Origin of the sequence: Sphingomonas oligoaromativorans, assembly GCF_011762195.1 — a bacterium.
GTDB classification, from domain to species: domain Bacteria; phylum Pseudomonadota; class Alphaproteobacteria; order Sphingomonadales; family Sphingomonadaceae; genus Solisphingomonas; species Solisphingomonas oligoaromativorans.
Genome location: NZ_JAASQK010000001.1, coordinates 656,778 through 675,106, shown reverse-complemented (window position 1 = coordinate 675,106; position 18,329 = coordinate 656,778). Strand labels below are relative to the sequence as shown.

Genomic DNA, 18,329 nt, shown 5'->3' with positions numbered 1-18,329 from the left:
CGGCCAATATCCGCCAGACATAGAGGGCCTGGAAGGGTCCGTCGATGGTAGCGGAGGAGGGACTTGAACCCCCGACACGCGGATTATGATTCCGCTGCTCTAACCAGCTGAGCTACTCCGCCCCGATCGGGCCGGCCGGTGTGTCACCGGCTGTGGCGGGGCCTATAGGCAGGTGTAACGGCAGCGTCAACAGCCTGTCGGATTCATCGGAACCGCTACGCCCTCCTATCGTTTCGCCGGACATATCCGTCCACCAGTCAGGGGAGTCCGATGGATCTCGAAACGCCGCTCGATCTGATCTGCCGCATCATCCTCCGGGCTCGTGAGCTGGAGGCTCCGAAACCGAACACCGCGCCCGATGACGTCGACGATCTGGACGATTCGGAGGAGGATGAGTTCGATGCCCTCGAATCGGAAACGGACGCAACCGTCGAGGACGAACTGCGCACCGCGATCGAGGATCTGGCGGACGATCAGCAGGTCGAGCTTCTCGCGCTCGCGATGGTCGGCCGGGGCACCTATGACGCTTCCGAATGGGAGGATGCGCTGGAGGCCGCCGGCGATCCGAGCGGCGAATCGCCCGTCGACCAGCTTCTCGACATGCCGACGCTCGCCGAATATCTCGACTCCGGCCTCGCGACCTTCGATCTGAGCTGCGAGGGCACGGGGCAGATCGACTGAGCTTTCAGCCGGCGAAGCGATATCGCCGGATAAGCTCCCATGGCCCATCACGATAATAATGGATCGCGACGCTGGTCACAGCGAGCGGGCGCGGCCGTGGGAAATCCCGCTTGAGCGCATCATGAAGCCGTCGGGCAGTGTCGGGCTCCGCCTTGTTCTGGATGGTGACGTGAGGCCTCCATGCGGCCGCGTCCTGCGGGATCAGCGATCCGGCGAAGGCTTCCGCCCATTCCTCCCTCAGCGTCTCCAGCGCCATGCTCCTGACCCGCAGCGCGACGCCCCGGCCGAAAAGCATCGGCTCCCCGATCGTCACCGCCGGCCGGGCTGTCGCACGCATCCCGGCCCGCAGGCGGGCATCCAGCTCGGGGAGCAGGCTGGGCGGCAGATGATGGAACAGCGTCAGATGTGCGGGCAGGAGGTTGCGCTCCGACGGGAAATGCTCGCGACGCAACCGGTCGAGCCATGCGAAGTCCGCCACACCCAGTTCGGCAGCGACGATGATGGGGGCCGTCCCGGACATCAGCGGAGCCGGGGGATGCGCCGGTTCAGTGCGCCCGGCCGATCGACATCGGCGACGCAGCGACGGTCGGCAGGGAGCAGCCTCGCGCGGAAGGCCGGCGCCCTCCCCGGCCCCTCATCCCCGCGCGCAGTCGCCAGTGAGGCCAGCGCCGCGCCTCGGAGCAGCACGGGATGGCCGGGACGTCCGCGATGGACCGGCCGGACGAGATCGTCGCCTTGCTCCGCCCGTCTCAACAGATGCCGCGCCTGATCTCCGGCCAGCCATGGCATATCGGCCAGGAACAGGAACGCCTCACGATCGATCGCGCGTAACGCGCCTGAAGCCGCCCTGAGGCTCGCTCCCAGTCCTTCCCGATACGCCGCCGCGCACAGGACGATCGCCCGGCGGTCCGCGCGGCGCGCTTCCGCCGAGACCCGCAGATGCTGTGCGCCGGTCACCACGATCAGCCGCTGCACCGGCGCGGCCCTCGCGATACGGATGGCGCGCGCAAGCAGCGTCTCTCGCCCGATCCGCGCGAACAGCTTGTTGGGCGCCCCGAACCGCCGCGATGCGCCTGCCGCGAGCAGGATCGCGACGCGCATCGCTTGTCCTAGATCTCGACCTGGCTGCCGAGTTCCACCACCCGGTTGGACGGCAGCTTGAAGAACTCCATCGCGCTTTCCGCGTTGCGCAGCATCCAGGCGAACAGCTTTTCGCGCCACACCGCCATGCCCGGTCGCGAAGAGGCGATCAGCGTCTGCCGCGCGAGGAAGAAGCTCGTGTCCATCATGCGCAGCGGCGCGCCGATCCCCTGCACGCAGGCCAGTGCCGCGGGCACGTCCGGCTCCTGCATGAAACCGTAATGGACGACCATGCGATAGAAGCCCTGCCCGAACTCCTTCACCTCCGCGCGATGGGACTGGCCGACATAGGGCACGTCCTCGATCTTCACGGTCAGCAGGATCACGCGATCGTGCAGCACCTTGTTATGCTTGAGGTTGTGGAGCAGCGCGTGGGGCACGCCATCGCGCGCGGTCGTCATGAACACCGCCGTGCCCGGCACGCGCTCGGCCGAGTTGGCGGCCGACTTCACGAACACGGTGACCGGCATCGCCACCTCGCTCAGCCGCTTTATCATGAGCTGACGCCCCTTCGCCCAGGTGGTGAGCAACGTGAAGGCGATCAGGCCGATCAGCAGCGGGAACCAGCCACCATCGGGCACCTTGGTGAGGTTGGCGGAGAAATAAGCGAGGTCCACCGCGAGGAAGACGGCGATCAGCGCGCCCGCGCCGAGCTTGTTCCACTTCCACAGCGAGACGAGCAGCACCGCCAGCAGGAAGGTGTCGATCAGCATCGCCCCCGTCACCGCGATGCCGTAGGCCGCCGCGAGATTGGTCGAGGTGCGGAAGCCGAACACCAGCAGGATCACCATCACCATCAGCGTCCAGTTGATGACGGGGATATATATCTGCCCGGCCGCGCTCGCCGACGTGTGCGTGATCTTGAGGCGCGGGATGAAGCCGAGCTGGATCGCCTGCTGCGTCACCGAGAAGGCGCCCGAGATCACCGCCTGGCTGGCGATCACCGTCGCCATCGTCGCAAGGATGACCAGCGGCAGGCGCAGTTCGTCCGGCGCGAGCAGGAAGAAGGGCGAGTGGATCATCGCCATCGCGTCGGTCGGCGATGCGGAGAGGATCAGTGCCCCCTGTCCCAGATAGTTGAGCATCAGCGCCGGCAGCGCGAAGGCCAGCCACGACACGCGGATCGGCTTGCGGCCGAAATGGCCCATATCGGCATAAAGCGCCTCCGCGCCCGTCACCGCCAGCACGACCGAGCCCATGGCGAGGAAGGCATGGACCGGCTCGACCGCGAAGAAATGGAGCGCGTAGATCGGGTTCAGTGCCACCAGCACGCCCGGCCTGGCGATCAGGTTGATCGCGCCGAGCACCGCCAGCGCGGCAAAGTAGAGCATCATGATCGGGCCGAACAACGCGCCCATCCGCGCCGTGCCCCGCGCCTGAAGCGCGAACAGGCCGATCAGGATGCCGACCGCGATCGGGATGACCAGTGGCGCCATGCCGCTCTCGACGACGGTGAGGCCCTCGACCGCCGACAGCACCGAGATCGCCGGCGTAATCATGCTGTCGCCGAAGAACAGCGCCGTCGCGAACACGCCCAGCAGCACGAGGCCCCGCGTCCAGCGCTTCTCGCCCTGCACCGAGCGCGAGACGAGCGCCAGCAGCGCGAGGCTGCCGCCCTCGCCCTTGTTGTCGGCGCGCATGATGATGGTGACGTATTTCAGCGTCACCACGACCATCATCGACCAGAAGATGAGGCTCAGCACGCCGTGGATATGCATCGCATCCGGCGTCAGCGGGTGGTGCCCGGCGAACGTCTCGCGAAAGGCGTAGATCGGGCTCGTGCCGATATCGCCGAAAACGACGCCGATCGCGCCGACCGACAGCTTCAGCAGACTCTCGCCCGCATGGGAGTCGTGGCCATCCTGCGCGAGGAGCGACTCGGCGGCGGACGCGGCCGGGACGGCCTTTTCCTCCAGCGTGTCGTTCATCGGAAGATCATCGGAAGAATACGATGACGTCGAAAGGTCACTCAGCCTGTTCCCGCCACTTGCCGGCACCCCCTCCGGCTTCCCTGGGCCGAGGCCCTAGCACGCCCTCTCTCTCCCCTGCAACGCCACGCAGGTAAGGGCGTTCCCGATCCCGCACGACCGAAAGGCCGCGCGCGCCCGGAACCACCCTGTTTCTATCCTTCCGCAGGGGCCAGCGTGCGGATCGTGAATTGCGTGACGAGACGATGGACGCCCGGCAGAGCCGCGAGGATTTCCCGATGGATACGCTCATAGCTATCCTGCTCGGGCACCAGCACCTTCAGCAGATAATCCGATTCCCCGCTCATCAGATGGGCTTCGCGCACATGCGCGGTGCGGGCGAGCGCGGCCTCGAACGCCTCCATCGTCGCCCGCCTCTGATCCACCAGCGTCACCTGCACGAAGACGGTGGAAGGATTGCCTTCCGCCTGTCGCGAAAGACGGGCACGATAGCCGAGGATCATGCCCGCCTGCTCCAGCGCCTTGACCCGCCGATGCGCCGCCGAGGCGGACAGGCCGACACGGTTTCCCAATGCCTCGCTCGTCAACGCCGAGTCTCTGGCGAGCAGGCGGAGGATTTTTCGGTCTATGTCGCTCATACGGGATATTTTTGCCCTTTAGCCGCAAAAGGCACAAGATTTTCCCGATCTCGGCTCCAAAGGCGCCAAAAGATGGGAAATCCGTTGCGTCGATCTGCGCTAGAATGACGGCCTGTCAGAACAAAGGAGCGGATTCCATGCGTGTCGGTGTTCCCAAGGAAATCAAGAATCACGAGTATCGCGTCGGCCTGACGCCCCCGTCCGTCGCCGAGCTGGTCGCGGCCGGCCATGAGGTGTTCGTCGAGACGAAGGCCGGGCATGGCATCGATTTCGAGGATCAGGATTATGTGGAGGCCGGCGCCACCATCCTGCCCGACGCCGCCTCGGTGTTCGACAAGGCCGAAATGATCGTCAAGGTGAAGGAGCCGCAGCCGGGCGAGATCGCCATGCTGAAACCGCACCACCTGCTCTTCACCTATCTCCACCTCGCCGCCGACAAAGCGCAGGCGGAAGGCCTGATGAAGTCCGGCGCGACCTGCATCGCCTATGAGACGGTGACATCCGATCGCGGCGGCCTGCCGCTGCTCAAGCCGATGTCCGAGGTCGCGGGCCGCATGTCCGTGCAGGTCGGCGCGCATTATCTCGAGAAGGAGCAGGGCGGCCGTGGCGTCCTGCTCGGCGGCGTTCCGGGCGTGGCGCCGGCGAAGGTCGCGATCCTCGGCGGCGGCATCGCCGGCGTGAACGCGGCGCAGATGGCGGTCGGTATGCGCGCCGACGTCACCATCTACGACATCAACAATGATCGCTTGGCCGAGCTGGACATGTTCTTCTCCAGCCAGATCAAGACGGCTTATGCCTCGAAGGCGGCCGTCGCGGCGGCGGTGAAGCAGGCGCATCTCGTGATCGGCGCGGTGCTGATCCCCGGCGCGGCCGCCCCCAAGCTCGTCACCCGCGACATGCTGAAGACGATGAAGCGCGGCTCGGTGCTGGTCGACATCGCGATCGATCAGGGCGGCTGCTTCGAGACCAGCCATGCCACCACGCATGACAATCCGGTGTTCGAGGTGGATGGCGTGATCCATTATTGCGTCGCCAACATGCCGGGCGCGGTCGCGCGGACCTCGGCCTTCGCGCTCAACAACGCGACGCTGCCGTTTGCGCTGCGCCTCGCCAACATGGGCGCGGAGAAGGCGATGGCGGCCGACAAGCACCTCGCCAACGGCCTCAACGTCTCGGGCGGCAAGATCCGCCACGCGGCGGTGGCCGAGGCGCTGGATCTCCCGCTGAACTAAGCGGAACGGGCCGGCCGGGCGCGCGCTCCCGGCCGGTCTTCCTTACGGGTGCACGGCCTGCCGGGCGTCGGCGGCGCGGACCACCTCGAAGGCCATCAGCCGCCTGGCCAGCGGCGTCCGCCATTGCGAATCGGCCGGCAGGCTGTCGTAGAGCGACTGCCAGGTACGCTCGGCTCCGGCGAGATCGCCCGCCTCCACCTGCACCAGCCCACGGAAATAGCGTGGCGCCGGGCTCTGCGGCGCGAGCGCCTCGGCCCGATCGAAGGCGAGAGCGACGGCGGGTGTCACATTGCCCTGCGCCACCACGAACAGCGCATGGGCGTAGCCGATGCGCAGATCCACATCCTTGGGCCGCTTGCGGATCGCGTTGCGGAGCAGGCCGGCGGCGGCCTCGTCCTCGTTCATGCGGTTGAAGGCGTCGGCGGTGGCGAGAACCGCGCCCGTCTCGCCGAATTTGCTCAGGAACAACTGCCGCTCCGCCGCGAACAAGCCGTCCTGCCGCATCGGCGCCTCCCGCCCGGCGGCCGGCGCCCCCGCCTCGCCGGGGCTCCCCTGCCAGACATAGCCCGCCGCCGCCACGAACAGCGCCGCGCCGACCAGCATCAGCACCGACCTGTCGAGCCGCCCCGGCCGCCACAAAAGCAGCAGCACCAGCGCGCCCAACACGGCGAAGGCGATCCAGCCGCTCATCCGCGCCTCCGCCGCCGGAAAGCCTGCCGGGCGAGGAAGCCGCCGATCAGGAGCAGCACCAGCGGCGCTCCCCACAGCGGCCATGTCACCGGTTCGACCGTCGGCCTGTAGCTCACCCAGCGACCATAGCGTGCCACCATCCAGGCGCGGATCGCCTCCGGGCTCTCCCCCGCCGCGATCCTTTGGCGGACGATGGCGCGCATATCTCCGGCGAGATCGGCGTCGCTGTCCGCGATCGACTGGCCCTGGCAGACGACGCAGCGCAGCGTCTGCATCAACGCCTGCGCCCTGGCCTCCTGCTTCGCATCGGGAAGCTGCGTATAGGCGAGTGGCTCGGGCGCCAGCACCGGATCGGCGCGGAGCGCCGCCGGGGCCAGCAGCAGCGCCGCAAGCGCGAACCGCCGCCTCATCGTATGGCCTTGAGGGTTTCGATCAGGCCGGGCACGTCCTCGGGCCGGATCTCGCCGATATGCTGGGCGCGGATGATCCCCTTGCCGTCGATCAGGAAACTCTCCGGCACGCCCGAGGAGCCGAGCGCCACCTGCAACACCGCTTGATCGTCAAGGCCGATGCGATCGTAAGGATCACCGTTGCGCTGGAGGAACTCGCCGACGTCGCCCGGCCGATCGCGCACGGCGATGCCTTCGATGGTCACGCCCGCCTGCTTCAGCGCCATCAGTTGCGGCGCCTCGGCGATGCAGGGCACGCACCAGCTTCCGAAGATGTTGAGCAGGCGCGGCCGGCCGTCGGCAAAGCCCTTGCCCGTCACCGCCCCCTCGCCCGTCCGCGCGGAGGCCAACGTGAAGGCGGGCAGCGGCTTGCCCACCATCTGCGACACGACGGTGGTGTCGTGCGGCTTGAGCAGCCCGGACGAAACGAGCCCGAGAATGGCCAGAAAGGCGACCAGCGGCAGCCAGAGGAGGATGCGCACCGTCTTCATCAATAGGCCCTCGCATAGCCGTCTTGCTCGACCTTCGGCCGGCGTCGCGGCAAGGTCCGCCCGAGCAGCGACAGCGCCCCACCGAGCGCGATCAGCGCGCCGCCCGCCCAGATCAAGGTCACGAACGGCTTCCACCACAGGCGAAGCTGCCAGCGTCCACCGGGCACCTGTTCGCCCACCACCGCATAGAGCTGGCCGTCGAGGCGGGTGGCGATGGCGCTTTCGCTGGTCTGCTGCGGCGGATTGTCGAAGGTGCGCTGCTCAGGCTGAAGCGTGATGGGTTGCGCCGCGCCGCGCGTCGCGATCAGCGTCGCCTGCACCGCCGTGTAGTTCTCCGCCGCCACCGGATCGATCGCCGCGAAACAGACCACATAGGGGCCGACCCGCACCGTCTCCCCCGGTCGCGCGGCAACCAGCGTCTCCTTGGTGAAGGCGCTCTCCGACGCCATGCCGGCAAGGCTCACCGAGACGCCGAGATGCGCCACCACCATGCCCCAGGTGAAGAGCGGCGTGCGCCGCAGGTTGCGCTTCCAAAGCGGCGCGATGCTCGCGGCGCCCGTTCCAACCGCCAGCACGAGGCCGAGGAGCGGCAGCAACCGCATCCCCGGCGCGAGCAGCAGCACCGCGACCAGCGCCATGAGCGTGATCGCCCCCGGAACAGCTACCCGACGCGCCACGGCTGCCACGTCTTCGCGCCGCCAGCGCATCACCGGCCCGACCGCGACCAGCGCCACGAGGATCAACGCCAGCGGCCCCGCCGCGGCGTTGAAATAGGGCGGGCCGACCGACAGCTTCTCGCCGGTCATGCTCTCCACGGCGAGCGGATAGAGCGTGCCGATCAGCACGATGCCGAGGATCGCCGAGAGCAGCAGATTGTTCACCACCAGCGCGCCCTCGCGGCTCACCGGATCGAAGCGGTTGCCTTCCTTCACGGTCGCGATGCGCGCACCGAACAGCGCCAGCGCCCCACCGATGTAGAGCGCCAGCAGCACGAGGATGAACGCTCCCCGCCGCGGGTCCAGCGCGAAGGCATGGACACTCGTCAGGATGCCCGAGCGGACGAGGAACGTCCCCACCATGCTCATCGAGAAGGCGACCACCGCCAGCATCACCGTCCATGCGCGCAGGCCATCACGCGTCGCCAGCACCGTCACCGAATGGAGCAGCGCCGTCGCCGCGAGCCACGGCATCAGCGAGGCGTTCTCGGTCGGATCCCAGAACCACCAGCCGCCCCAGCCCAACTCATAATAGGCCCAGTAGCTGCCCGCCGTGATACCGATCGTCAGGAACACCCACGCGCCCAGCACCCACGGCCGCATCGCGCGGGCAAAGGCCGGCCCGACATCGCGCGTCAGCAGCGCGCCGACAGCGAAGGAGAAGGCCACCGACAGCCCGACATAGCCGACATAGAGCGTTGGCGGATGGAAGGCCAAGCCTGGGTCTTGCAGCAACGGATTGAAGCCGCTCCCCTCCACCGGCGGCACGGGAAGCCGCGCGAAGGGGTTGGACGAGAAGAGCAGGAAGGCGAAGAAACCCAGCGCGATCACGGCCTGCGCGGCGATGGTCGCGGCAAGTGTCCGCTCCGGCAGACGCCGTTCGAGCAGCGCCACCGCCGCGCCCGACAGCGCCAGGATCGTCACCCAGAGCAGCATCGAGCCCTCATGGTTCCCCCATGCGCCCGCGATCCGGTACATCGCCGGAAGCGTCGTGGCGCTTTCCTCGGCGACCAGCTTCACCGACAGGTCGGTCCGCCAGAAGACCAGCAGCAGTGCCCCGAACGCCGTCAGCGTCATCAGCGCCTGCACCACCGCCACCGGTCGCACGGCACGCATCAGCGGCGCGCCCTCGCGCCCCAGAGCGCCCAACCCCAGACACGCCTGCAACAGCGCCAGCGCGGCGGCGATCCAGAGGGCCGCGAGCCCGGTTTCGGCGATCATGGCTTCAGGCTCTTGGCTTCGTGCATCGAGCCCGCGACCTGCGGCGGCATATAGCGCTCGTCATGCTTGGCGAGGATGGTGTCGGCGACAAAGCTTCCGGGCGCGATGAAGCGCCCCTCCGCCACCACGCCCGAGCCTTCGCGGAACAGGTCCGGCACGATGCCGGTGTAGCGCGCGGCGACGCTCGCCGCGCCGTCGGTCACGCGGAAGGAAATGGTCACGCCATCGGCCTCGCGGTGGAGCGATCCCTTCTCGACCATCCCGCCCAGCCGGATCTGCTGGCCGAGCGCGACATGATCGCGCACGGCGTCTCCCGGCGTGTAGAAATAGGAAGCCTGATCCTTCAGCGCCGACATGGCGAGCAGCGCCGCTGCGACGAGAGCGCCCGTCGCCGCCAGCACGAGCACCAGCCTCTGGTTCTTGGCCTTCATCGACGCTTCAGAGCCTCCGCCGCCCGCTCGGCGCGACGCATCGACACGAAGCTCCCAATGGCGAGCGCCAGCGTGCCGGCAATGGCGACCGCATAGGCCGCGATCACGAAGGGCCACTGGCTCATGCCGCACTCCCCAGCCGCCGCAGCCGCGCCTCGACCTTGCCTCGCGCCAGCGCCGCGCGCATCCGCATCAGCACGATCGCGCCGAACAGCAGCGTGAAGCCCGCAAGCGCGATCGGCAGCGGCCAGAGGATCGCGGGATCGATGGTCGATCCGGTGAAGCCGATGCTCTGCCCCTGATGGAGCGTGCGCCACCACAGCACCGAGAAATGGATGATCGGAAGGTTCACCGCACCGACCAGCCCGAAGATCGCCGCCACCCGCGCCTGCCCGCCCCGCTCGGCGACCGCATCGGCCAGCGCGATATAGGCGATGTAGAGGAACAGCAGCACCAGCATCGAGGTCAGCCGCCCGTCCCACTCCCACCAGGTGCCCCAGGTCGGGCGCCCCCAGATCGAGCCGCTCGCAAGGCAGATCGCGGTGAACACCGCCCCCGGCAGCGCCACTGCGCGGCCCGCGACCCCGGCCAGCGGATGCCGCCAGACCAGTTCGGCCAGGCTCGCGACCGCGATGCCGCTCCAGCCCGCCATGCCGAGCCACGCGGCCGGCACATGGACATACATGATGCGGACCGTCTGGCCCTGGAGATAATCGACCGGCGTCAGGAACAGGCCCGCGCCCAAGCCCACGGCGATCAGCACCGCACCGCACCAGCCGAACCAGCCGGTCAGCGGGCGCGCGATCGAGAGAAAACGGGCGGGATTCGCGAAGACGTGCATGGCTCTGCCATAGCCTTACGCGGAGCCGAGGCGCTGGGGAAGCCGTCGACTTCCCCAGCTTCGCAGATCAGCCGCGACCGATCAGGCGCTGCGCCATGCGATCGGCGACGATCGACGACGGCTCGCTGATCGAGGCGCTCTCTTCCCACACCTTGTCGAGGCGGCCGGGGATTTCCGCGATCCGCTTCTCGACCTCGGCACGGTCGCCATGGCCCAGATATTCGAGGCCGACATTGATGATGCCGCCCGCGTTGATGACATAGTCCGGCGCGTAGGTGATGCCGCGCGCATGGAGGCGCCAGCCGTCTTCCGGCGTCGCGAGCTGGTTGTTGGCGCCGCCCGCGATGATCGGGGTCTTGAGCGCCGCGATGCTCTCGGCGGTCAGGATCGCGCCCAGCGCGCAGGGGCTGACGACGTCGGCTTCCACGGTCAGGATCGAATCCGCCGGCACGGCCTCGCCGCCCAGATCCGCCGCCAGCGCCCTGGCGCGATCGGCGTTGACGTCGGCCAGGGTCAGCTTCGCGCCGTCCTTGGCGAGCAGACGGGCAAGGCCGCCACCGACGCTGCCGACGCCCTGGATGGCGACATGCACGCCCGCCATGTCATCCCGCTTCAGCGCGCGGCGCACGGCAGCCTTCACGCCCAGATAGACACCCATCGCGGTGAACGGGCCGGGATCGCCACCCGCGTCGCCGGCGCCCGCCACCGGCAGGCCGGAGACGTGCCTGGTGTGCTTGGAGATCTGCACCATGTCGGCGTCCGAGATGCCGACATCCTCCGCCGTGATGTAACGGCCACCGAGGCTGTCGACCGCCTTGCCGAACGCCGCGAGCAGCTCAGACGACTTCGGGCGCGCGGCGTCTGCGAGGATCACCGCCTTGCCGCCGCCCATCGGCAGGCCGGCCATGGCGTTCTTGTAGCTCATGCCGCGCGACAGGCGCAGCGCATCCGTGATCGCCTCGTCCGAACGGGCGTAGGTCCAGTAACGGCAACCACCGGCCGCGGCGCCAAGAGCGGTCGAGTGGACGGCGATGATCGCCGAAAGGCCCGAGGCGGCGTCCCGGAAGAAATGGACACCTTCATGCTCGTCGAAATCGGGATATTCCCAGGGGGCCATTGCGCTCAACCTTTGGCCGGTCCTTTCAGGATGACCATGGGAGCCCGGCTCACATATCCCCTAGTCGCGCTGTCCGCTGAAGGGGAGACGATGGGGCGATCGACGGGGATTGAACCCGCAACCTCCGGTACCACAAACCGGCGCTCTAACCAATTGAGCTACGATCGCCACGAAGCCGTCGTCGGCAGCGTGGCGCCCCCTTAGGAGGGCTCAGGGGCGGCCGTCAAGGCATGTTGGCACTTGTTTGCAATTATCTTTCACGGTGCCCGCAGCGATCCGCCCCGGAGGCAGGCCGGGGACATCCCGCCTTCCGCAAGGCGATGGGTGGAGACCACATTGCACGCCCTCGGCCGAGACCGAAAGCCGCCTGCTCATCACCGTTGATGGGGAATGGATAAGGACGTGGTGGGCGCGACAGGGATTGAACCTGTGACCCCACCCGTGTGAAGGGTGTGCTCTACCGCTGAGCTACGCGCCCACGTCCTGATACCGGCTGTTACCGGGAAAACCGATGCTCCGCCGGAGAGCGACAAGGCCAGCGCCCCGTCGGTGTGGGGCGGTTAGCGCGCCTCAACCCGGCTGTCCAGCGCCTCTTTGTCACAAAAATAAAAAAGAGCGGCTGGCCCCTGCGCCAGCCGCTCTTTCGCACGTTCAGTTGACCGCGTCCTTGAGGCCCTTGCCCGCCTTGAACTTGGGCTGGGTGGAAGCGGAGATGGACATGGGTTCGCCCGTCCGGGGATTGCGCCCCGTCGATGCCTTGCGCTTGCTGACGGAGAAGGTGCCGAAACCGACAAGCCGCACTTCGTCGCCCTTCTTGAGCGCGCTGCTGATGCTGTCGAACACGCTCTCGACCGCCTTGCCGGCATCGTTCCGGGTAAGGCCGGCGGACTCCGCAACCGCGCCGATAAGCTCTTGCTTATTCATCCTTCAAGGACCCCCTGCTTCTTAGTCCGGGATCGGACCGACGTGCATATTCCCGCGGCGCACCGCCAGAATCACAGCGTGCAGAGAAAACGATGACTATTTGGGGCGAGTCAAGCAAACTCGCCCCATTCATGCGCTCAAACGACGAAATCAGTGACGAATTGCAGGGTCACCCGTCGATTCACCACGCTGAGCGATCCCCGCAGGGGGTTCGGCGGCAAGTTCATCGGCCTCGGTCCACTCGATCGGATCGATCGGGGAGACGAGCGCGCGGGCCAGCACTTCATCGAGATGCTTGACCGGCACGATCTCCAGACCATCCTTGATCGAGGCGGGAATCTCGGCGAGATCCTTCTCGTTCTCGGCCGGGATGAGCACGGTGCGGATGCCGCCGCGCAGCGCCGCCAGCAGCTTCTCCTTGAGCCCGCCGATCGGCAGCACACGGCCGCGCAGCGTCACCTCGCCCGTCATCGCCACGTCGCGGCGCACCGCGACGCCGGTCAGCGTCGAGATGATCGCGGTCGCAAGGCCGATGCCCGCCGACGGGCCATCCTTGGGCACCGCGCCTTCCGGCAGGTGGATATGGACGTCCTTGCGCGCGAACAGGCTCGGGCGGACGCCATAGGCCGGCGACCGCGCCTTGACGAAGCTGTACGCCGCCTGGACGCTTTCCTTCATCACGTCGCCGAGCTTGCCGGTGGTCTGGATCAGCCCCTTACCCGGTACGGTGACGGCCTCGATGGTCAGCAACTCGCCGCCCACCTCGGTCCAGGCGAGGCCGGTGACGGCGCCGATCTGGTCCTCTTCCTCGGATACGCCATAGCGATATTTCTGCACACCGGCGAACTCGGCGAGGTTGGTCTCGTCGATGACGACCGTCTCGGCCTTCTTCTCCAGGATGCGGCGCAGCGCCTTGCGGGCGAGACGCGCGATCTCGCGTTCCAGCGTGCGGACGCCGGCTTCCCGCGTGTAGTAGCGGATCAGTGCCAGTAGGCCGTCGTCGGTGAGCGTGAACTCGCCGGCCTTCAGGCCATGCGCCTCGATCTGCTTGCTGATGAGGTGCGCCTTGGCGATCTCCAGCTTCTCCTGCTCGGTATAGCCTTCGAGGCGGATGATCTCCATGCGATCGAGCAGTGGCTGCGGCAGGTTCAGGCTGTTCGCCGTGCAGACGAACATCACGTCCGAAAGATCGATGTCGATCTCCAGATAATGATCCTGGAACTTGGCGTTCTGCTCGGGATCGAGCACCTCCAGCAGCGCGGACGCCGGATCGCCCCGGAAATCCTGGCCCAGCTTGTCGATCTCATCGAGCAGGAAGAGCGGGTTGCTCGTGCCTGCCCGCTTGAGATTGTTGACGATCTTGCCCGGCATCGAGCCGATATAGGTCCGGCGATGGCCGCGAATCTCGGCCTCGTCGCGCACGCCGCCAAGCGAGTGGCGCACGAACTCGCGCCCCGTCGCCTTCGCGATGCTGCGGCCGAGCGAGGTCTTGCCCACGCCGGGCGGGCCGACGAGGCAGAGGATCGGCCCCTTCACCTTGTTGGTGCGCGCCTGCACCGCGAGATATTCGACGATGCGCTCCTTCACCTTCTCCAGCGCATAATGATCCTCGTCGAGGATGCGCTCGGCGGCGGGGATGTCCTGCTTGACCTTGCTCTTCTTGCCCCATGGCAGGCCGAGCAGCACGTCGAGATAATTGCGCACGACCGTCGCCTCGGCGGACATCGGCGCCATCGTCTTGAGCTTCTTCAGCTCGGCCGTCGCCTTGGCGCGGGCTTCCTTGGAGAGCTTGAGCTTGGCGATCTTCTGCGTGAGTTCGGCGACCTCGTTGCCGTCCTCCTCGCTCTCCGAACCCAGCTCGCGCTGGATCGCCTTGAGCTGCTCGTTGAGGTAATATTCGCGTTGGGTCTTCTCCATCTGGCGCTTCACGCGCGAGCGGATCTTCTTCTCGACCTTCAGCACGCCAAGCTCGCCCTCCATGAAGGCGAACGCCATCTCCAGCCGCTTGGCGGGATCGGCCTCGACCAGCAGCGCCTGCTTGTCGGACACCTTCACGCCCAGATTGGCGGCGACCATGTCGGCAAGCTTCGACGGCTCCTCGACCTGGCTGAGCTGGGTCGACGTCTCGGACGGCAGCTTCTTGTTGAGGCGGGCATAGGAATCGAACTGGTCGACCACGGAGCGCATCAGCGCCTGCGTCTCGGCGCCCTCGCCCTCCTGCTCCTCGACCAAAGCCACCGTGGCGGTGAGCTGCTTGCCGTCGGCCTCCAGCGTTTCCAGCGTGGCGCGCTGGCGCCCCTCGACCAGCACGCGGACCGTCCCGTCCGGCAGCTTCAGAAGCTGGAGGACAGTGGCCACCACGCCAAGATCATAGAGCGCCGCGCGATCGGGATCGTCCTCGGCCGGATCGAGCTGGGCCACCAGGAAAATGGACTTGTCCGCCGCCATCGCGGTTTCCAGCGCCGCCACCGACTTCTCGCGGCCGACGAACAGCGGCACGATCATGTGCGGAAACACGACGATGTCGCGCAGGGGCAGGACAGGAAGAGTCTCGGTCATGAAATCTCCAGCGGACGGCGCACGATGCCGCCCCGTTCGGATAGCAATATGGCGACGCACGCGACCCGCATCAATGCAGCGCTCAACCTTTGGCTCCGTCGGGGTGCATGAACCGTGAACGGCGCTCCCGAAAGAGCCGGCCAGCACCCCGAACGAGAAGGGGGCGTCCGGGTCTCCCCGAACGCCCCCTTCCCTACCTCATAGAAGCTCTCAGGCCGCGCCGGGAACTTCCTTCGCCTTTTTCGAGAAGACGCGGATCGGCTCCTTGCGGCCCTCCACCACGTCCTTGTCGATCATCACCTCGTCGACACCCTCCATCGAGGGCAGCTCGAACATGGTGTCGAGCAGGATGCCTTCGAGGATCGAGCGCAGGCCACGCGCGCCGGTCTTGCGGTCGATCGCCTTGCGGGCGACGGCCACCAGCGCTTCGTCGGTGAAGGAAAGCTTCACGCCCTCCATGTCGAACAGCTTCTGATACTGCTTGACCAGCGCGTTCTTCGGCTCGGACAGGATCTTGACCAGCGCGGTCTCGTCCAGATCCTCCAGCGTCGCGATGACGGGGAGACGGCCGACGAACTCGGGGATCAGGCCGAACTTCAGCAAATCCTCGGGCTCGCACTGGCGGAGCGTGTCGCCGACGCGACGTTCCTCGGGCGAAGCCACGAAGGCGCCGAAACCGATCGACTTGCCCTGCAAACGATCCGCGATGATCTTCTCCAGACCGGAGAAGGCGCCGCCGCAGATGAACAGGATGTTCGTCGTGTCGACCTGGAGGAACTCCTGCTGCGGATGCTTGCGGCCACCCTGCGGCGGAACGCTCGCGGTGGTGCCTTCCATCAGCTTCAGGAGCGCCTGCTGCACGCCCTCGCCCGACACGTCGCGCGTGATCGAGGGGTTGTCGGCCTTGCGGCTGATCTTGTCGATCTCGTCGATATAGACGATGCCGCGCTGCGCCCGCTCGACATTATAGTCGGAGGCCTGGAGCAGCTTCAGGATGATGTTCTCGACATCCTCGCCGACATAGCCCGCCTCGGTGAGCGTCGTCGCGTCCGCCATGGTGAACGGCACGTCGAGGATGCGGGCCAGCGTCTGCGCGAGCAGCGTCTTGCCGCAACCCGTCGGGCCGACGAGCAGGATGTTGGATTTGGCCAGTTCGACATCGGCACCCTTGGCGCCGTGGTTCAGCCGCTTGTAGTGGTTATGCACCGCGACCGAGAGCACGCGCTTCGCCTGCTTCTGGCCGATCACATAATCATCGAGAACGTCGCAGATTTCCTGCGGCGTGGGCACGCCGCCGTCGCGCTTGCTCACCAGCGAGGACTTGGTCTCCTCACGGATGATGTCGTTGCACAGTTCCACGCACTCGTCGCAGATGAACACGGTCGGTCCAGCAATCAGCTTACGCACCTCGTGCTGGCTCTTCCCGCAGAAGGAGCAGTAGAGGGTGCTCTTGCTATCGCCGCCGCTCAGATTTGGCATATTCGCTTCCTTGACGCCGGATAACCGGCCATCCTCAATCAATCAGTCTAGACGCTTGGGCGTGCCGGGCAATGGGCTTTTGGCCCATTTCACCGGCACAATGTCCCATTACGCCGCTGCCTTCTCCTCCGTCGGAGCCGGACGCTTGTCGAACACCTCGTCGATCAGGCCGAATTCCTTGGCCTCATCCGCTTCGAGGAACTTGTCGCGGTCCATCGCCCGCTCGATCACGTCGATCGGCTGACCCGTGTACTTCGCGTACAGCGTGTTCATCCGATGCCGGATGCGCAGGATTTCCTTGGCCTGGATCTCGATATCCGAAGCCATGCCCTGCGCGCCGCCCGACGGCTGATGGATCATCACGCGGGCGTTGGTGGTGGCGAAGCGCATACCCGGCTCACCGGAGGCGAGCAGGAAGCTGCCCATCGACGCCGCCTGGCCCACGCAGATCGTGCCGACGCGCGGGCGGATATACTGCATGGTATCGTGGATCGCCATGCCGGCCGTCACCACGCCACCCGGCGAGTTGATGTAGAGGAAGATGTCCTTCTTCGGGTTCTCGGACTCGAGGAAGAGCAACTGCGCGACGATCAGCGAGGCCATATGATCCTCGACGCCGCCGTTCACGAACACGATCCGCTCGCGGAGCAGGCGCGAATAGATGTCGAAGCTGCGCTCGCCGCGGCTCGACTGCTCGATGACGATCGGCACGAGCCCGGCCGCCGCGTCGTTGTGGAAGATGCCTTCAGGAATGGGACGGTTCATGGGAATTCGGGTTCCTTCTGCCCTCTGTCACGCCAACATCGGCGCTTCGCGGGGGGACTTCAAGGGGCCTTTCAGCCTTCGCCCACGGCGGGCAGAGCCAGATAGGCAAGCCGCCGCATCTCGCGACGCCCCCGTGTGACCGTATCGAGGATCACCCCGGAAAAGAAGCTGAGGAAGGCGAGCAACGTCAAACCGGTGGAAAGGATCGCCGTCGGCAGGCGCGGGACCAGCCCCGTGGCGAAATAGGTTTCGGCCAGCGGCTCCGCCAGCACCAGGGCCACAAGCAGCAGCAACGCCCCCGCGAGGCCGAAGAACAGCACCGGGCGCTCGATCCGATACAGGTTGAGGATCGTGCGCAGGATGCGCCAGCCGTCGCGATAGGTGGAGAGCTTGGAGACCGAGCCCTCCGGCCGCGCGGCATAATCCGTCTCGATCTCGGCGCAGGGCATCCTGAGTTCGAGGGCGTGGACGCTGATCTCCGTCTCGATCTCGAAACCCTCCGACAGGATCGGAAAGCTCTTCACGAAGCGACGGGAAAAGACGCGATACCCCGAAAGGATGTCCGAGAAACTGCGGCCGAAAAGCTGGGCGAGCATCCCGGTCAGCAGCTTGTTGCCGAGTCGGTGGCCCGGGCGATACGCCAGCTCGATCTCCGAACGGCGCGCGCCGACCACCATGTCCAGCCGCTCCTCGACCAGCCGATCGATCAGCGCGGGCGCGGCGGAGGCATCATAGGTCGCGTCGCCATCGGCCATCACATAGACGTCGGCCTCGATATCGGCGAACATCCTGCGGACGACGTGGCCCTTGCCCTGCATCCGTTCGGTGCGGACCACGGCGCCGGCGGCGCGCGCATAGTCCGCCGTCCGATCGCGGCTGTTATTGTCGTAGACATAGACCGTGGCATCCGGGAGCGTGGCCCGAAAAGCCGCGACGGTCTGCCCGATCGCCGCCTCTTCGTTGTAGCACGGCAGGATGACGGCGACGCGCAAGGGAAGCTGCGATTGGGACAAGGCATTTACCTGCT

Annotated in this window: 19 protein-coding genes and 3 tRNA genes; 2 read left to right on the top strand and 20 right to left on the bottom strand. The window is 66.8% G+C overall.

Annotated features, from left to right (window positions below):
- Positions 1–45: 45 nt before the first annotated feature.
- Positions 46–122: transfer RNA gene (locus FHS98_RS03265), tRNA-Met, on the bottom strand.
- Positions 123–270: 148 nt separating this feature from the next.
- Here FHS98_RS03265 and FHS98_RS03260 point away from each other — a divergent pair.
- Positions 271–681, top strand: coding sequence for a DUF3775 domain-containing protein (locus FHS98_RS03260; RefSeq protein ID WP_167099719.1), 411 nt, complete (start codon positions 271–273; stop codon positions 679–681).
- A 4-nt stretch (positions 682–685) separates the two neighbouring features.
- On the opposite strand, the gene FHS98_RS03255 is transcribed toward FHS98_RS03260, so the two are convergent.
- The 4 genes from FHS98_RS03255 to FHS98_RS03240 form a co-directional block, all read right to left on the bottom strand.
- Entirely contained in the window at positions 686–1,201 is a 516-nt protein-coding gene (locus tag FHS98_RS03255) for a 2'-5' RNA ligase family protein (protein WP_167099716.1), read from the bottom strand.
- Positions 1,201–1,782, bottom strand: coding sequence for an NTP transferase domain-containing protein (locus tag FHS98_RS03250; protein WP_167099713.1), 582 nt, complete (start codon positions 1,780–1,782; stop codon positions 1,201–1,203). Before FHS98_RS03250 ends, FHS98_RS03255 begins: the two co-directional genes overlap by 1 nt.
- Before the next feature lie 8 nt (positions 1,783–1,790).
- Positions 1,791–3,749, bottom strand: a complete 1,959-nt coding sequence (locus tag FHS98_RS03245; RefSeq protein ID WP_167099710.1) for a potassium transporter Kup — start codon at positions 3,747–3,749, stop codon at positions 1,791–1,793.
- Positions 3,750–3,943: 194 nt separating this feature from the next.
- Complete coding sequence (locus FHS98_RS03240; protein ID WP_167099707.1) at positions 3,944–4,387, bottom strand: Lrp/AsnC family transcriptional regulator; 444 nt, start codon at positions 4,385–4,387, stop codon at positions 3,944–3,946.
- 137 nt (positions 4,388–4,524) lie between these two features.
- On the opposite strand from FHS98_RS03240, the gene ald reads away from it, so the two are divergent.
- Positions 4,525–5,619, top strand: coding sequence for an alanine dehydrogenase (gene ald, locus FHS98_RS03235; protein ID WP_167099704.1), 1,095 nt, complete (start codon positions 4,525–4,527; stop codon positions 5,617–5,619).
- Between the two features lie 42 nt (positions 5,620–5,661).
- On the opposite strand, the gene FHS98_RS03230 is transcribed toward ald, so the two are convergent.
- The 15 genes from FHS98_RS03230 to FHS98_RS03165 all read right to left on the bottom strand — a co-directional run bounded on the left by FHS98_RS03230 (position 5,662) and on the right by FHS98_RS03165 (position 18,315).
- Positions 5,662–6,309 (bottom strand): tetratricopeptide repeat protein, encoded by a 648-nt coding sequence (locus FHS98_RS03230; RefSeq protein WP_167099701.1) that lies wholly within the window; start codon positions 6,307–6,309, stop codon positions 5,662–5,664.
- Positions 6,306–6,719, bottom strand: a complete 414-nt coding sequence (locus FHS98_RS03225; protein WP_167099698.1) for a cytochrome c-type biogenesis protein — start codon at positions 6,717–6,719, stop codon at positions 6,306–6,308. The genes FHS98_RS03230 and FHS98_RS03225 overlap by 4 nt, the downstream gene beginning before the upstream one ends.
- Positions 6,716–7,249: a redoxin family protein gene (locus FHS98_RS03220; protein ID WP_167099695.1), complete on the bottom strand. Its 534-nt coding sequence runs from the start codon at positions 7,247–7,249 to the stop codon at positions 6,716–6,718. Before FHS98_RS03220 ends, FHS98_RS03225 begins: the two co-directional genes overlap by 4 nt.
- Positions 7,249–9,186 (bottom strand): heme lyase CcmF/NrfE family subunit, encoded by a 1,938-nt coding sequence (locus FHS98_RS03215; protein WP_167099692.1) that lies wholly within the window; start codon positions 9,184–9,186, stop codon positions 7,249–7,251. The genes FHS98_RS03220 and FHS98_RS03215 overlap by 1 nt, the downstream gene beginning before the upstream one ends.
- Positions 9,183–9,617, bottom strand: a complete 435-nt coding sequence (ccmE, locus tag FHS98_RS03210; protein ID WP_167099689.1) for a cytochrome c maturation protein CcmE — start codon at positions 9,615–9,617, stop codon at positions 9,183–9,185. The genes FHS98_RS03215 and ccmE overlap by 4 nt, the downstream gene beginning before the upstream one ends.
- On the bottom strand, positions 9,614–9,742 hold the full coding sequence (locus FHS98_RS18950; RefSeq protein WP_279588248.1) for a hypothetical protein: 129 nt from the start codon (positions 9,740–9,742) through the stop codon (positions 9,614–9,616). The genes ccmE and FHS98_RS18950 overlap by 4 nt, the downstream gene beginning before the upstream one ends.
- Positions 9,739–10,458: a heme ABC transporter permease CcmC gene (gene ccmC / locus FHS98_RS03205; RefSeq protein ID WP_167099685.1), complete on the bottom strand. Its 720-nt coding sequence runs from the start codon at positions 10,456–10,458 to the stop codon at positions 9,739–9,741. The genes FHS98_RS18950 and ccmC overlap by 4 nt, the downstream gene beginning before the upstream one ends.
- A 67-nt stretch (positions 10,459–10,525) precedes the next feature.
- Entirely contained in the window at positions 10,526–11,575 is a 1,050-nt protein-coding gene (locus FHS98_RS03200; RefSeq protein ID WP_167100349.1) for a Glu/Leu/Phe/Val family dehydrogenase, read from the bottom strand.
- Positions 11,576–11,666: 91 nt separating this feature from the next.
- A tRNA-His gene (locus FHS98_RS03195) sits at positions 11,667–11,743 on the bottom strand.
- A 235-nt stretch (positions 11,744–11,978) separates the two neighbouring features.
- A tRNA-Val gene (locus FHS98_RS03190) sits at positions 11,979–12,053 on the bottom strand.
- 173 nt (positions 12,054–12,226) lie between these two features.
- Positions 12,227–12,499: an HU family DNA-binding protein gene (locus FHS98_RS03185; protein WP_167099668.1), complete on the bottom strand. Its 273-nt coding sequence runs from the start codon at positions 12,497–12,499 to the stop codon at positions 12,227–12,229.
- Positions 12,500–12,649: 150 nt separating this feature from the next.
- On the bottom strand, positions 12,650–15,058 hold the full coding sequence (gene lon, locus FHS98_RS03180) for an endopeptidase La (protein WP_167099665.1): 2,409 nt from the start codon (positions 15,056–15,058) through the stop codon (positions 12,650–12,652).
- A 210-nt stretch (positions 15,059–15,268) separates the two neighbouring features.
- Positions 15,269–16,537: an ATP-dependent Clp protease ATP-binding subunit ClpX gene (gene clpX / locus FHS98_RS03175; protein ID WP_167099662.1), complete on the bottom strand. Its 1,269-nt coding sequence runs from the start codon at positions 16,535–16,537 to the stop codon at positions 15,269–15,271.
- A gap of 108 nt (positions 16,538–16,645) precedes the next feature.
- Positions 16,646–17,302, bottom strand: a complete 657-nt coding sequence (locus tag FHS98_RS03170) for an ATP-dependent Clp protease proteolytic subunit (protein ID WP_167099658.1) — start codon at positions 17,300–17,302, stop codon at positions 16,646–16,648.
- Positions 17,303–17,373: 71 nt separating this feature from the next.
- Positions 17,374–18,315, bottom strand: a complete 942-nt coding sequence (locus FHS98_RS03165; protein WP_167099655.1) for a glycosyltransferase family 2 protein — start codon at positions 18,313–18,315, stop codon at positions 17,374–17,376.
- Positions 18,316–18,329 lie beyond the last annotated feature (14 nt).